Origin of the sequence: Clostridium sp. RTP31139st1_H3_RTP31139_211217 (genome assembly GCF_040227035.1) — a bacterium.
GTDB lineage: Bacteria > Bacillota > Clostridia > Clostridiales > Clostridiaceae > Clostridium > Clostridium saudiense.
Map to the genome: position 1 here is coordinate 53,926 of NZ_JBCOAB010000003.1, position 16,043 is coordinate 69,968.

Consider the following 16,043-nt stretch of genomic DNA (forward strand, 5'->3'; position numbering starts at 1 on the left):
CTGTAATATAATAATAATAATAATACAATTTCTTATAAAATCTTAAATATAATTTTATAATAGTATAATAAAAAAATAAAGTACAAGAAGATAATCTTCCTGTACTTTAAATAATTATTCTACAGCCATTATGAAGTAATATAAAGGTTGATCTCCTTTGTAGAATTGTACATCACAATCTTCATATTTTTCTTCTAATTTTTCTGTGAATTCTTCTATTTTACTTTCATCTACATCTTTACCATAGAAAATAGTTATAAGTTCACTATCTTCATCAACCATAGATTCAAGAACTTCTTCTGCTACTTCAAAGTAATCATTACCAACCTTATTGATCTTACCTTCAACAAGTCCTAACATATTACCTTCTTTGATTTCAATACCATCCATTTCAGTATCTCTAACAGCATAAGTAACAGAGCCTGTCTTAACAAGTTCTAATGCTTCCATTAATGCAGCTTCATTTTCATCTACTTCATGTTCAGCATTGAACATTGTAATACAAGTTATTCCTTGTGGAATACTCTTAGTTGGTATAACTCTTACGTCCTTTTCAGAGATTTCAGAAGCTTGAGTAGCTGCCATAATTATATTTTTATTATTAGGTAAAATAAATATGTGATCTGCATTTAACTTTGAAATACATTCCATCATATCTTGAGTAGATGGGTTCATTGTTTGACCACCCTCAATAACATAGTCAACTCCTAAATCTTTTAACACATGAGTTATTCCTTCACCCATAGCTACTGAAATAAATGCATATTTCTTCTTTTCTGCTGCAACTTCAGCTTCAACTTGCTTTGCAGCTTCTTGTTCTTCTTTAGAAGTTAAAAGTTCTCTATGCTCTTCTCTCATGTTATCTATTTTAATCTTAGATAATTCACCAACAGTTACAGCTTTAGATAAAACTAATCCTGGATCATTTGTATGGATATGTACCTTGATAACATCATCATATCCAACTACGATCATAGAATCTCCTAATGGTTCTATTTCATCTTGGAATGCTTTTGCCTTTGAAGCATCTCCTAATATTATAAATTCTGTACAATAACCGAACTTTATGTCTATTTCTTCAGTTCCTTGTGCATTTGTTCCTGTTGAACCATTAGCCACTATATCTTTTATTTCAGCCTTTATATCGTCTTTTAATGCATCATGCATACCTTGTAATATGATATATAATCCCATACCACCTGAGTCAACAACTTTAGCTTTTTTAAGAGCTGGTAAAAGATCTGGAGTTCTGTCAAGCATTACTTTTGCTTCTTTAACCACTTCATTTAAAAGTTCAACTATATCAGTTTTATCACTTTTTATAGCACCTTCTGAGGCTGCTCTTATAACAGAAAGTATAGTACCTTCTGTTGGCTTCATAACAGCCTTATAAGCAGCCTTACTTCCTTCAACAAAAGCATTAGCTAACTCAGCACTATCTACACTTGTTTTACCTTCTAATCCCTTAGAAATACCTCTAAGTATTTGAGATAAGATAACCCCTGAGTTTCCTCTTGCTCCCATTAAAGCACCCTTAGCTAACTTTTTAGAAGTTTCACCAATAGATTCTGAGTTTAAGTTTTCAATTTCTTTAACTGCAGCTTTAAATGTCATTGACATATTTGTTCCAGTATCACCATCTGGTACTGGGAATACATTTAAAGCATTAACAAAGTCACTTTCCTCTAACAATCTATTACTAGCATTAACAACCATATTATAAAAATCATGGCCGTTTATTCTATCATATTTCATCCTGTTCCCTCCTAGACTCTAACCGCTTGAACATTAACCGTAACTGAAGCAACCTTTAGTCCAGTATAATTTTCAACACTATAACGTACCTTTTGAATAATATTATTAGCTATTACAGAAATTTTAGTTCCGTATTCAACCATTATAGATAATTCAATTACTAATTTATCTTCATCGTTAAAATTTAATTTAACACCTTTACTTAAATTCTCAATTCTCATTAACTCCCATAAGCCTTCTGTAGCATTCTTAGATACCATACCAACAACACCATAACATTCCATTGTTGATAATCCTACTATTTTTGCTAATACTTCTTCAGAGTAATGTATACTTCCAAGGTCATTTGAATATCCTACCATACAAAATCCTCCTTTTTATCTTTCCATATAAAACATTGTATATTAGTTACCATATTAATTCAAGAGAATTTATCCTTTTCATTCTCCATTTACCGTCATTTTATAATTTTTTTTAATATTTTTTTTAAATAGCCTTGCTTTTTTTATATAACTTATGTTAAAATCAATTTTGTCCTATTGAAGAGAAATTATCTTCATATAACAAGGAGGTGTTTTCAAGTGGCAAGAAGATGCGAAGTTTGTAATAAAGGTGTAGTATCTGGAACTCAATACTCACACTCACATCGTCAATCTAAGAGAACTTGGGCTCCTAACATAAAGAGAGTAAAGGCTTTAGTTAACGGAACACCAAAAACTGTTCACGTTTGTACAAGATGTCTTAGATCTGGTAAGGTTGAAAGAGCAATATAAGTTCAAATAGAAAATGCAATTGATATAATCAATTGCATTTTTTATTTGCTTATTTTAAAACTTTTTTAAATAAAAGGCATACTATCCTTAATAACATATGTTATTTTTCTCATATGTACTTATTTTTTTCTAGTAAAAAATTTAATAATTGATGATATAAATTTAGGTAATTTAATTGCTACAATTTTCATTTTTCTCCCTCCATTCATTTACCCTTTAACTAACTTTGTGCTATTTACTCTTTATAAAATAAAAAACACCATTCCTTACTACTAATTGTATGCAGTAAAATGTGAAATGGTGCATGTTTTTTTAATCTTTTGAAAATATTATAAGTATATTTCCATTAGAAAGCTCTATTTCTATCTCATCTGAAATAAATTCATTTGAAACAGTTCGTGAATCTCCAACTTCTAAATTATATTTATTCAATTCATATTTTGCTTTCTTAATAGAAAATTCCCTTATAGTTTCATTATATGCTAAAAACGATATATATTTATACTCTTTTTCATTTTTTATGCTTGTATTAGAATTTACTAATAATATTTTATTTCTATCATCAATAATTTCTGCTCTAACATTATATTTTAAAGCCTTTAATAATAGTCCTAAATTTCCTAATGTATGATCAAATCTTTGCCCTGTAGCTCCTAAAAAGTATATCTCAGTGACTTCACTAGAAATAGCAAGCTCAAAAGCCTCTTCAGAATCAGTAAAATCCTTCTCACATTTATATTTATATTTTACAGATCCCCTTTTTTCTAAGGCTTCTATAACTTCTATATTAGAAGAATCAAAATCCCCTACTATATAATTAGGCTTTATATCTAAGTCATAAAGATAATTACACCCTTTATCAACTCCAATAATTAAATCGCAAAAATCTGCATATTGCTTTATAATTTCATCTTTTGGTTTTACACCTCCAGACATTATTAAACACTTCATTATTAGCCTCTTAATGCTTTAATATTTTCTTCTATATTTCCATTTTTAAATACAGCTGATCCAGCAACAATTACATTTGCCCCTGCTTCAACAACATCTTTAACATTATTGCTATCTATTCCGCCATCAACTTGAATTAATATATCTTCGTTATTTGCTTCAATTGCCATTTGTTTTACTTCTCTAATTTTATCTAAAGAGTAAGGAATAAAGCTTTGTCCTCCAAATCCTGGATTAACAGACATTATTAAAACCATATCTAAGCTTCCAATAATGTTTTTTAATACAACAGTAGGAGTTGCAGGATTTAATGCTACTGCAGCTTTAATCCCTTTAGATTTAATATATTGAATAGCTCTATCTAAATGTTTTTCTGATTCATAATGTAAAGTTATTATATCAGCTCCTGCTTCTATAAAATCATCTATGTACCTTTGTGGATTATTAATCATTAAATGAACATCAAAAACTTTATCTGTTTTATTTCTTATTGCTTTAATTACAGGCATACCAAATGATATATTAGGTACAAACTCTCCATCCATTACATCTATATGAATAAAGTCTGCTCCTGCATCATGAAGCTTTATTACTTCTTCTCCTAATTTTGAAAAATCTGCTGATAATATTGACGGTGCTATTTTAACCATTAATATTTCCTCCCATCCATTATTTCTTGTAGTGTTTTTATATAAAAATCATATCTAACCTTATTAATTTTCCCTTCTTCTACTGCATTTTTAACTGCACAGTTAGGCTCCTTATAATGTGAACAACCCCTAAACTTACATTTATTATTATACTCTTCAAATTCTGGGAAGCAATATTTTAAATCATCTTTCTCTATAAAAGTAACTTCTAATGTTGAAAATCCTGGTGTATCAACTATGTATCCATCTTGTACATCAATAAGCTCACTATGTCTTGTAGTATGTTTTCCTCTTCCTAGTTTATTTGAAACTTCACCAGTTTCCATATGATATTTTTCAGTCAATGTATTAATTAATGTTGATTTTCCTGCTCCAGATGGTCCACATAACACAGTTACATTACCATCTAACTTTTCTTTTAAAACTTCAACACCTAATCCCTTCTTAGCATTAATATATAATACCTCATAACCTATGGAGTTAATTTTTTCTTTTACAACTTCTCTTTCTTCATCAGATACTAAATCTACTTTGTTTAAACAAACAATGGCTTTTATATTATTATGTTCACATAATACTAAAAATCTATTTAATAAATCATAATTAATATCTGGATTCTTAATTGCAAAAACAACAAATGCTTGAGTTACATTAGCAACTGTTGGTCTAATAAGTTCAGATGTTCTTTCATGTATTTCAGAAATAACACCTTTCCCATTCTCTACTACTATTTCTACATCATCTCCAACAAGTGGTTTCATATCCCTATGTCTAAACTTTCCTCTTGCTTTACACTCTATTAGTCCATCAGCAGTTTTTACATAATAAAAGCCACCAATTCCTTTGATTATTTTTCCTTTCATAGTACCTCCAAACTTTTTACTCTTCTTAATTATAATAAACACTATTATAAAACAATTGCAATATTTTATTTAATAAAATTTAAAAAAAAAATGAGATTACACTATGGTAATCCCACTATATATATTTTTTAGTTTAAATATTTTTAATCTGAATATTTTATTTGCACCTTTAACTTACTGAATCAGTTGCCATTCCAGTATCATAAGTACTATTTGTTGTATTATCTGTATTATCTAGATCTGTATTTGGTTTTGTGTTAGTTGGTTGATCTTCTTCCCCATCATTAACATCACTACCATTATTACCATTATTACCATTATTACCATTATTACCATTATTATCAGATGAAGTAATTTTTGATATTTGGATTTTAACGCTTTCACCTTTTTTTATTTTGCTATTAAATCCTTTTACAACATATGAACTCATATCTCCATCCTGAGGTGTTCCACCTGAGATAGTATACGATATTCCTGCAGCGCTTAAACTACTTACTGCTTCATCTAATCTCATTCCAACACTAATATATTGGCTAACATCTATTGAAGTTTCTGTATACTTTCCATAAGTAAGTGTAATAGCAGATCCACTTGATACTTTAGTACCTGCTTCAATAGTTTGATTTAATACTAAGCCATTTTCTGATTCATTATCTGTTTGTTGCTCTTTTAATTTTACAACTAATCCTAAACCTTCTAACTCACTCTTAGCACTATCAACATTTTGCCCTAAATAATTTGAAACTGAAACATACTTTACTTCTGGTCCTTTACTAATAGTAAGTTCTATTATTGATCCTTTCGGTACTTCAGTGCCCTTATCTGGTGATTGTCTAATTAAATATCCATATTCTACACTATCATTATATTCTTCAGTAATATTATATTTTAAACCCTTTTGGTCTAAAAAGTCCTTAATATAATTAATTTCTCTATCTCTTAAATCAGGTACAGTAATTTTTTCTAAGCCACCTGAAACCTTAACATTAATTGTATCACCTTTTTTTGCAGTTCCATCAGCTTCTGGTGACATTTCTAGTATTGTACCTTCCTCTTTATCACTCTCAACAGTTTCTATAACATTTAATTTTAACCCTAATTTTTCTAGTTCTTTTTTAGCATCTTCAGTTAGCATCCCTACAATATTAGGAATTGTTACACTTTGAACCTTAGAACCACCAATTAACCCACTTCCAAAGGTAATTCCAAGCATTAAAGCTAAAACTATAACAACTATACCTACTATAATTCCAATATTTCTATTTCTATTTCCTTTTTTTGAATTTCTCTTATCATTGAAAGAGTCTTCATCTTCATCCTCATCTTCGTCATCATAATCATTTTCAAAATCAGACTTAGTATAAAGATTATTATTAGTATTATTATTTTGTTTAGAAGCTACATTAGAAGGTTGATTATTTAATAAATCCTCACTTCTTATAGGTTCCATTATAATAGTTCTTCCATCATCATAATTATCTCTAGTACCAATATTCACACTAGGATTTTCCTTTATTTTTTGTAAATCATTTATTAATTCTCTACAATTTTGATATCTATTAACACTTTCCTTACTCATACACTTCATAATTAAATTATTTAAACTATCTGGTATGGCTGGATTCTGTTTTTTAGGTTCAATAGGCTCAGATTGAATATGTTTTAATGCTATTGTAACTGGCGATTCCCCATCAAAAGGAAGTATACCTGTTACCATTTCATATAACACAATACCTAAAGAATAAATATCTGATCTTGAGTCTACAAATGCTCCTTTAGCTTGTTCTGGTGATAAATAATGAGCAGACCCCATAATTGTAGTTGTATTTGTTATCGTTGCTGAAGTTGAGCTTTTAGCTATTCCAAAATCAGTAACCTTAACTAATCCATTCTCTGTAACCAAAATATTTTGTGGTTTAACATCTCTATGAATAATATTGTTTTTATGTGCACATTCTAATGCCTTTGCTATTTGAATTGCAATACTTATAGCTGTAGTATAATTCAGTTTTCCACTGCTAATAATTAAATCCTTCAAAGTTTTACCATTAACATATTCCATAACAAAGTAATCAATATCTTCTTCTTCTTCATGTCCAACATCTAATACATTTACAATATTAGCATCTGAGAAATTGGCTACCGCTGTAGCTTCTTTTTTAAACTTATCTGATATATCTTTGTTATTGGCGAATTCTTTTTTTAATATTTTCACGGCAACTAATCTACTTAGCTTATTATCTCTAGCTTTATAAACAATAGCCATTCCACCTTCGCCAATCTTTTCCATCAGCTCATATCTATTCCCTAATACTTCACCGATCATCTCTACACCTCTCCTCCAAATAGCAAGACCGTAATATTATCTCTTCCCCCTCGACTTTTCGCTAATAAAACCAACTTGTCACAGGCATGATTGTAGTCATTAACTTTATTTATCTCTTCCAAAATTTCTTCATTTAATACTTCATTTGATAATCCATCTGTACACAATAAATATTTATCATAAGAACTCAAATCATATTTAAATATGTCAATCTTTACTATATTGTTTGTGCCTAACGCACGTGTAATAACATTTTTCTTTGGGTGATTTCTTCCTTCTTCTTCTGTTATTGTTCCAGAATCAATTAATTCTTGAACTAAAGAATGATCCTTAGTAATTTTCACTATTGTACTATCCTTTATTCCAAAACAACTACTATCTCCAACATTAGCAATAATAATTTCTCCATTACTAATCAAAGCTGCTACTAAAGTAGTACCCATTCCTCTATACTCACTACCACTTGTTGCACTTTCATAAATTTTAGAATTAGCAAAACTTACAGCATTTTCAAGGACCGAACTTCCTTCATTCTCATAATTATCTCTAACATAAGCCTTAACAGTATCAACAGCTATTTTGCTAGCTACTTCACCAGCATTATGACCACCCATACCATCAGCTACTACATATAATCTGTATCTAGGCTCTTCAATGTATCCAGCATAATCTTCGTTTAACGACCTAACTACACCTACATCACTTTTTATACCCACCATTTTGTTCTTCGCCCCTTTATTTTTGTGTTTCTAAATAACTTCTTCTAAGTTGCCCACATGCAGCATTAATATCTGTACCCATTTCTCTTCTAACTGTTACTTCAATTCCATGCGCTTTTAATATTTCTTCAAAATCTTCAATAGTTTTTTTAGATGGTCTTTTTAATGTATTTTCCTTTATTTCATTTACTGGAATTAAATTCACGTGACCATTCATATCCTTTAAAAGCTTAGATAAAGATTTTGCATCTTCTTTACTATCATTAACTCCTGATACCAGTGAATACTCATATGTAATTCTACGGCCTGTTTTATTCATATAATACCTACAAGCATCTAATATCTCTGCTATAGTATATTTATTGGCAATAGGCATTATAACCTTTCTTTTTTCATCGCTAAATGCATGTAAAGAAATTGCCAAAGTAATGCTTAAATCTAAATCTGCTAATTCAATTATTTTTGGTACAATTCCACAAGTTGATAAAGTGATATGTCTTTGACCTATATTTAATCCATATTCTGCATTAACTAATTTTAAAAACTTCACAACATTATCAAAGTTATCAAGCGGTTCTCCACTTCCCATTAATACTACATTAGAAATTCTTTCTCCTAAGTATTTTTGTGCAACAATAATTTCTGCTAAAATTTCTCCTGCACCTAAATCCCTTATTCTACCGCCAATTGTAGAGGCGCAAAATTTGCACCCCATTCTACAACCAACTTGAGTAGATATACATATTGAATTTCCATGTTTGTATTTCATAAGTACGCATTCTATTAAATTATTATCCTTCATAGATAATAATATTTTCTTCGTATCATCTACACTAGATTCATATACTTCAACTATTTTAGGAATATCTATAATGAAGTTTTCCTTTAATTTTTCCTTTAAACTTACAGGAATATTTTTCATATCATCAAAATTCCATATATTTTTATATATCCATGAAAAAACTTGTTTTGCTCTAAAAGCACTTTCTCCATTTTCCTTCATCCAGTTTTGTAATTCTTCTAATGTGAAATCTAAAACATTATACATTTGTTCACCTACTATTTCTTACTTATCTTTGTAACTAAGAAACTATTATTTCTTACTTATTTTAGCAACAAAGAAACCATCCATATATTCATTTGGTAATATTGTTAATGAACCATCATTATTGTATATAAAGTTATCCATGTTACCTAAGAATATTTTTTCTACCTTAGCATCTTTGTACTTATTTAAGAACCATTCAATATTTTCTTGGTTTTCTTCAACATTTAAAGTACAAGTTGAATAAAGCATAGTTCCTCCTGTTTTTAAATAAGTCCAAGCATTTTCCATAATAGCTCTTTGAGTTGGAACTAAATCCTTAAGAGACTTTCTTGATTTATTCCATTTAATTTCTGGTTTCTTTCTTATTATTCCAAGCCCTGAACAAGGAACATCTATTAAAACCTTATCTGCAAATGAAACATATCTAGAATCTAATTTTGTTGCATCCATTGCTTCTACTTCAACATTATCTAATCCTAATCTCTCTAAGTTTTCCTTAATTAAAGATAACTTATTTTCATGTAAATCAAAAGCGTATACTTTTCCTTCGCCTTCTAAAAGTTCAGCCATATGAGTAGTCTTTCCACCTGGAGCTGCACAAAGATCTAATGCTATATCTCCTTTTTCTAAATCTAAAAGCGGTGTTACAATCATAGCACTTTCATCTTGAACTGTTATTAATCCTTCGTTAAACAATTCATTATTTTCTATAGAACTACCACCCTTTATTATTATAGCTTCTGGACAAGCATATCCTTCTTCTACATCGTATCCCATTTCTTCAAGTCTTTCATATACTTCATCATAATCAGCTTTGCTTGTATTAACTCTTACAGTTACTTTAGGTGTAGCATTTAATCCCGCTAATATTTTTCTTCCATTTTCTTCACCATATTGTTTATAGATCATTCTAATAAACCATGGTTCATAAGAATATTGATATACTAATCTATCAATCTTATCCTTAATATCCATATCATCAGGATTCTTAGTATAACTTCTTAGTATTCCATTTACTAATTTAGAATCTTGAACTGAAATTTGTTTTGCTAATTCAACAGCTTCATTACAAGCTGCAAACTCAGGAACCTTATCTAAGAAATGCATTTGATAAATTGCCATTCTTAATATATTTAAAACTCTTTCATCCATTAATGATATATCTTTAATGTAATTTGATATTATCATATCTAATGTCTTTTTTCTTCTTATAGTTCCATAAACAAGTTCCGTTACTAAAGCTCTATCTTTTTCGTTTAAATCTACTTCATTTAATTCATTAGATAAAACTAAGTTAGAATAAGCTCCTTCAATTAAAACTCTATTAATTATGTTTAATGCTACTTCTCTACTATTCATACGTTACCTCTTAATCATTATTTCTATTGCTAATTGCAATTAATCTTATTAGTTGTAATATTGACATTAATGCTGCTGCTACATAAGTCATAGCTGCTGCACTTAAAACACTTTTAGCTCCTTTAATTTCATCACCATATAGAATATTTTTATTTTCTAGTATATTTAAAGCTCTCTTAGATGCATTAAATTCTACTGGTAATGTAACTAATTGATAAAATACGGCTACAGTGAAAAATATAATCCCTAGGTTTGTTAACATTGGGATACTAAATAATAATCCAAGCATAAAGATTATTATTGACGCTTGACTGCTAAAATTAACAGCTTTTGCTATAGATGTTCTTAATACTAAAGGTTTATATGCTTGCGCATGTTGAATTGCATGACCAACTTCATGTGCTGCTACTCCTGCTGATGCTATACTAGCCCTATGAAAAACTTCAGTAGATAATCTAATTTGCCTACTTACAGGGTCATAGTGATCAGTTAACTCACCTCTAACCTCTACAACCGGCACATCATAAAGACCTGCTGAATCAAGTATCATTCTTGCAATATTCTCGCCAGTATACCCATTTATTGTTCTTACAGACTTATACTTTTTATAAGTACTACTAACCTTCGTTTGTGCCCAAAAAGCAATTATAACTGCAGGAAGCAATAAAATCATAGTTCTATCAAAATAAAATCCAGGATACATCATACACCTCTCCTTTCATATTATACTAATTTACATCCAACCTCAATATCTTTACCATTTATATATTGCTCAATCGTAAGTGGTTTTCCATTTGGAAATTGTATTTTTTTAACTAATAATATACCTTTTCCACAAGAAACTTTCATACCTTTTTTGCTTACTTCTATTATAGTTCCTGCTTCTTTATTACTACTTTCAGCTAAAACTTCTGATTCATAAATCTTCATATTTTCATCTTTATAAGTAGTATGTGCTATAGGTCTTGGATTAAGCCCTCTAATTAAATTATGGATAGATTCTGCTGAATTATTCCAATTTATTTTACCAGTTTCTTTAGAAAGCATTTTTGCATAGCAAGTTTCTCCTTCTTGCTTTTCACCTTTAATTGAACCATCAGCTAATCCTTCAATAGTCTTTATTAAAAGTTCTCCACCTCTGTTCATTAAAATATCATGTAGTTCTCCAGATGTCATATTATCTGTAATTTCTACTTCATCTTTCAATAACATATCTCCTGTGTCTAAACCAACATCCATAAGCATTGTTGTATTACCACTCTTCTTTTCACCATTAATTATAACCCAATTTAATGGTGCTGCACCTCTATACATTGGTAATAATGAAGCATGTAAATTTATACATCCATACTTAGGTATATCTAACACTTCTTTAGTTAATATTTGGCCAAATGCTACTACTATTATAAAATCTGGCTTTAATTCCTTTAAATATTCTACTGCTTCTCTATCATCTTTCAACTTTTCAGGTTGAAACACCTTAATATCATGCTTTACAGCTACTTCTTTCACTGGAGAAAAGACCATTTTCTTTCCTCTTCCTCTTGGTCTATCTGGCTGTGTAAACACAGCTTCTACACCAAACTTTTCTATTAAAGCTTCTAATGACGGAACAGCAAAATCAGGAGTTCCCATAAATACTATTTTCATTAACTTTCCTCCTATTTTACATGATCAATATATAATATACCATCTAAATGGTCATTTTCATGAAGTATAGCTCTCGCTAATAATTCTTCTCCTTCTAAAACAAATTGTTCACCTTTTTCATTAAATGCTCTTACTTTAACATAATTAGGTCTTTCAACTTGCTTTGTTTCTCCTGGTATACTTAAGCACCCTTCGTCATCACATTGAGTACCACTAGTTTCTAAAATTTCTGGATTTATAAATACCATAACTCCATTTTCATCACCAATATCTATAACAAATATTCTTTTAAGTATACCTACTTGTGGTGCTGCTAATCCAACTCCATTTTCTTCATACATAGTGTCTACCATATCTTCAATAAGAGTAAGTTCTCTATTTGTTATTTCAACTACCTCTTTACATTTTTTTCTTAAAACATCATCACCAACAGTTCTAACTTTTCTTATTGCCATCTTTTTGTCCTCCTAGAATAAATTATTTGGATTTATATCTATACTTATTCGTATATCATTATATACGTTCTTGTTCTCATCATAAAGTAATTCTTTAATTTTTTTTGCAAAATCTGAATTAAATTCACCTTTTATAACAATTTGCCATCTATAATTATCCTTAACTTTAGAAATCATACATGGAATTGGTCCTAAAAGTTCAACATCAAATTCCTTTTCTACTAAAGGTTTAATCACATTAGATATTTTATGCATAAAATTCTTTAATAAATCCTCTTTTTTAGCTGTACCATTTATTAATAATAATTTACCAAAAGGCGGATATTTCATCATAGCTCTAATAGTAAACTCCTTATCATAAAACCCTTCATAATCATAATTTATAGCATATTGTAAACTGTAATGATCTGGAGTATAAGTTTGAATTATAACTTCTCCTTGTTTATCACCTCTACCTGCTCTCCCTGCTACTTGTGTAATTATTTGAAAAGTTCTTTCTGCTGCTCTATAATCTGGTATATTTATAGACATATCTGCAGCTAAAATACCAACTAATGTAACATTTTTAAAATCTAATCCTTTAGAAATCATTTGAGTTCCAATTAAAATATCTGCTTCACCATTTTTAAAGCTATTATAAATTCTTTCATAAGAATTTTTGTCTCTTGTAGTATCAACATCCATTCTTATTACTCTTGCATTTTTAAAGTATTTTTTTACTTCTTCTTCAACTCTTTGAGTACCTGCGCCAAAAAACTTAACATATTTACTTTTGCACTTTGGACACTCTTTAGGTTCTCTTTGCGTTTTCCCACAATAATGACATACCAATAATCCATTTTTATGATAAGTCATGGAAATATCACACTCTTCACATTTAAAAACATACCCACAGCTTCTACAAGAAACAAAGGTAGAAAATCCTCTTCTATTTAAAAACAAAATCACTTGTTCTCTTTTTTGCAACCTATCTTCAATTGCGTTAAATAACTCTCTACTAAATAATGATTTATTTCCACTTCTAAGCTCATTTCTCATATCAACAGTATTCATCGGCGGCATTGCTTTACCATCAACTCTAGAATTAAGCTCTAACAATTCAATCTCTCCAATTAATGCCCTGTAGTATGTTTCAATAGTTGGTGTTGCTGAACCTAAAATTACTTTACAATTCTTTAATTCACTTATAAATTCCGCTATTTCCTTTGTTTGATATTTTGGATTTTGTTCAGATTTATATGTATTTTCATGTTCCTCATCTATAATAATAAGCCCTAAGTTTTGTGCCGGTAAAAAAATAGCACTTCTAGCCCCGACTATAACTTTTGCTTTTCCTTCTTTGACCCTAAACCATTCATCAAATCTTTCCCCATCAGACAACTTGCTGTGAAATAAAGCAACATTTACTCCAAACCTTCCTTTAAATCTTTCAATCATTTGTGGAGTTAGTGCAATTTCTGGTACTAATATAATTGATGATTTATTTTCTAATAAAGCCTTTTCAACAAGTCTCATATAAACTTCTGTTTTACCAGAACCTGTTACACCTTTAAGTAAAAATAAATTACTACTAGAGCTATTGTACTGATTTATTACCTTTTGCTGTTCAATAGTCAATTGCTTCGCATTATCATCATTATATTTTCTATTATTATATCTAAAAACAGTTTCTTCTTCTACTGCTAAAATATCTTTTTCAATTAGTTTATTTAATTTATATTGAGAAATTGAATAATGATTTATAAGTTCACTCTTAGTATATTTTCCAGAATTATTTTTTAAAAATTCAATAATATCTTTATACCCATCTGGTTTTTGTATACTACTTAAATCTTCACTTTTTAATACTATAACCTTTTTACTTTTATTCTTTGCACCTTTCATTATACCAACAGGAATCAATAGTCTAAAAGCATCTATATATTTACATAATGTCTTTTCCCTCAAAAAATCGATAAGCTTAATATTGTCAGCATCAATTACAGGTTCTTTCACTAAAATAGTTGAGATATTTTTAGTTCTAAACTTTATGTCAACTTCTTCTTCATTTTTTACTGTTAATACAAAGCCTTCAGATGTTTTATTTCCTTTTCCAAAAGGAACCTTTACTATCTGTCCTACTTTAATATCACTTTTAAACTCTTCTGGTACTTTATATGTAAAAGGTCTATCTATTTCTAATGCTTCAGAATTTACAATTATTTCAGCATATAAATTCAACTTATCACCTTCTTACTTTAAGCTACAAAATAATATAATCACATATTTAATATTTAAAATTGAATACTATATAAAGAAAAGCGCAATTAGCGCTTTTCTAAAATCATATCAAATATATTACTTGCAACTTCTTTTTTACTCATTTTTTCAAGTTCAAGCTTTTCATCATTTTTAGATAAAATGACGACTTTATTATCTTCACTTCCAAAACCTGTATCAGAAGATGTAATATCATTTGCTACTATAAAATCTAAGTTCTTATTTTTTAGCTTTTTATTTGCATTTTCAAGTACATTATTACTTTCTGCTGCAAATCCAACTAAAATTTGATGTGTTTTTATCTCTCCTAGAGATTTTAATATGTCATTGTCTCTAGTTAAACAAAGATTAAGGTCACCATCACCCTTTTTAATCTTTTCTTCACTGTATTCTTTTGGTTTATAATCAGCAACAGCTGCTGATTTAATAACTATATCTGCCCATTCAAAATACTGTAAAATTTCATTTTTCATTTCTTCATTAGTTTTTATGTTAATTATTTTTACGTCTTTAGGCGGATTTAAATTTGTAGGACCTGATACTAAAACGACTTCTGCTCCTCTTTCTCTTGCTTCTTGAGCAATCGCATATCCCATCTTTCCAGTTGATCTATTTGTAATATATCTTACTGGGTCAATAGGTGCAATAGTTGGACCAGCACTAATCAGTACTTTCTTTCCTAACAAATCCTGCTCTTTTTCTTCTAGTTCTTCTAATACTCTTTCAACTATTGTATTAACATCTGCTAATTTACCAATTCCAACATCACCACAAGCTAATCTACCACTAGCTGGCTCAATAAATTTATAGCCAAAATCCTTCAATTTAGAAATATTATTTTGAACTATTTTATTTTCATACATATTTGTATTCATAGCTGGTGCTATAAGAACCTTAGCCTTTGTTGCCATTATAGTTGTTGATAACATATCATCTGCAATTCCATTAGAAATCTTACCAATAATATTTGCAGTTGCAGGAGCAACTAACATTAAATCAGCCTTTTGTGCTAATGATATGTGTTGTATTTCCCATGCTTTAGGTTCTGCAAACATATCAGTAACAACCATATTTTGACTTATAGATTGAAATGTTAATGGATTTACAAACTTTGATGCACTTTCAGTCATTATTACATGAACTTCAATATCTTTTTTTCTTAAAGCACTAATTACATCTAATGCTTTATATACTGCAATTCCTCCAGTAACGCCAATAACAACACATTTACTCAT

The 16,043-nt window shown here is 29.3% G+C and carries 15 protein-coding genes; 1 reads left to right on the forward strand and 14 read right to left on the reverse strand.

The genetic code is table 11. The annotated features are described in order from the left end of the window. Positions 1-114: 114 nt before the first annotated feature. Together ABUA17_RS02250 and ABUA17_RS02255 are read right to left on the reverse strand one after the other, a co-directional pair. Positions 115-1,755 carry a DAK2 domain-containing protein gene (locus ABUA17_RS02250; RefSeq protein ID WP_042396911.1) on the reverse strand — a complete coding sequence of 547 codons (1,641 nt, stop codon included), beginning with the start codon at positions 1,753-1,755 and terminating at the stop codon, positions 115-117. Between the two features lie 11 nt (positions 1,756-1,766). Continuing rightward, positions 1,767-2,117, reverse strand: coding sequence for an Asp23/Gls24 family envelope stress response protein (locus ABUA17_RS02255; protein ID WP_042396914.1), 351 nt, complete (start codon positions 2,115-2,117; stop codon positions 1,767-1,769). 219 nt (positions 2,118-2,336) lie between these two features. Here ABUA17_RS02255 and rpmB point away from each other — a divergent pair, with 219 nt between their 5' ends. Beyond that, positions 2,337-2,528: a 50S ribosomal protein L28 gene (gene rpmB, locus ABUA17_RS02260; RefSeq protein ID WP_005213497.1), complete on the forward strand. Its 192-nt coding sequence runs from the start codon at positions 2,337-2,339 to the stop codon at positions 2,526-2,528. Positions 2,529-2,840: 312 nt separating this feature from the next. Here the strand turns inward: rpmB and ABUA17_RS02265 are convergent, their stop codons facing one another. The 12 genes from ABUA17_RS02265 to coaBC form a co-directional block, all read right to left on the reverse strand. Then, the gene (locus tag ABUA17_RS02265) at positions 2,841-3,479 is read right to left on the reverse strand and encodes a thiamine diphosphokinase (RefSeq protein ID WP_042396919.1); all 639 of its coding nucleotides are present in this window, start codon (positions 3,477-3,479) and stop codon (positions 2,841-2,843) included. A 2-nt stretch (positions 3,480-3,481) separates the two neighbouring features. Then, on the reverse strand, positions 3,482-4,129 hold the full coding sequence (rpe, locus tag ABUA17_RS02270) for a ribulose-phosphate 3-epimerase (protein ID WP_042396923.1): 648 nt from the start codon (positions 4,127-4,129) through the stop codon (positions 3,482-3,484). Then, positions 4,129-4,992, reverse strand: a complete 864-nt coding sequence (rsgA, locus tag ABUA17_RS02275) for a ribosome small subunit-dependent GTPase A (RefSeq protein WP_042396927.1) — start codon at positions 4,990-4,992, stop codon at positions 4,129-4,131. The genes rpe and rsgA overlap by 1 nt, the downstream gene beginning before the upstream one ends. 169 nt (positions 4,993-5,161) lie before the next feature. Next, on the reverse strand, positions 5,162-7,318 hold the full coding sequence (gene pknB / locus ABUA17_RS02280; RefSeq protein ID WP_195952430.1) for a Stk1 family PASTA domain-containing Ser/Thr kinase: 2,157 nt from the start codon (positions 7,316-7,318) through the stop codon (positions 5,162-5,164). Positions 7,319-7,320: 2 nt separating this feature from the next. Then, positions 7,321-8,037 (reverse strand): Stp1/IreP family PP2C-type Ser/Thr phosphatase, encoded by a 717-nt coding sequence (locus ABUA17_RS02285; protein WP_042396928.1) that lies wholly within the window; start codon positions 8,035-8,037, stop codon positions 7,321-7,323. 16 nt (positions 8,038-8,053) lie between these two features. Beyond that, positions 8,054-9,085 carry a dual-specificity RNA methyltransferase RlmN gene (gene rlmN, locus ABUA17_RS02290; RefSeq protein ID WP_195951041.1) on the reverse strand — a complete coding sequence of 344 codons (1,032 nt, stop codon included), beginning with the start codon at positions 9,083-9,085 and terminating at the stop codon, positions 8,054-8,056. 45 nt (positions 9,086-9,130) lie between these two features. Next, the gene (gene rsmB / locus ABUA17_RS02295) at positions 9,131-10,444 is read right to left on the reverse strand and encodes a 16S rRNA (cytosine(967)-C(5))-methyltransferase RsmB (RefSeq protein WP_042396936.1); all 1,314 of its coding nucleotides are present in this window, start codon (positions 10,442-10,444) and stop codon (positions 9,131-9,133) included. A gap of 10 nt (positions 10,445-10,454) precedes the next feature. Continuing rightward, positions 10,455-11,150, reverse strand: a complete 696-nt coding sequence (locus ABUA17_RS02300; RefSeq protein ID WP_042396938.1) for a zinc metallopeptidase — start codon at positions 11,148-11,150, stop codon at positions 10,455-10,457. A 17-nt stretch (positions 11,151-11,167) separates the two neighbouring features. Next, positions 11,168-12,094 (reverse strand): methionyl-tRNA formyltransferase, encoded by a 927-nt coding sequence (gene fmt, locus ABUA17_RS02305; RefSeq protein ID WP_042396941.1) that lies wholly within the window; start codon positions 12,092-12,094, stop codon positions 11,168-11,170. An 11-nt stretch (positions 12,095-12,105) separates the two neighbouring features. After that, positions 12,106-12,549 (reverse strand): peptide deformylase, encoded by a 444-nt coding sequence (gene def, locus ABUA17_RS02310; RefSeq protein WP_042396944.1) that lies wholly within the window; start codon positions 12,547-12,549, stop codon positions 12,106-12,108. A 12-nt stretch (positions 12,550-12,561) separates the two neighbouring features. Beyond that, positions 12,562-14,769: a primosomal protein N' gene (gene priA, locus ABUA17_RS02315; RefSeq protein ID WP_195948630.1), complete on the reverse strand. Its 2,208-nt coding sequence runs from the start codon at positions 14,767-14,769 to the stop codon at positions 12,562-12,564. Between the two features lie 86 nt (positions 14,770-14,855). After that, entirely contained in the window at positions 14,856-16,043 is a 1,188-nt protein-coding gene (coaBC, locus tag ABUA17_RS02320; RefSeq protein WP_042396949.1) for a bifunctional phosphopantothenoylcysteine decarboxylase/phosphopantothenate--cysteine ligase CoaBC, read from the reverse strand.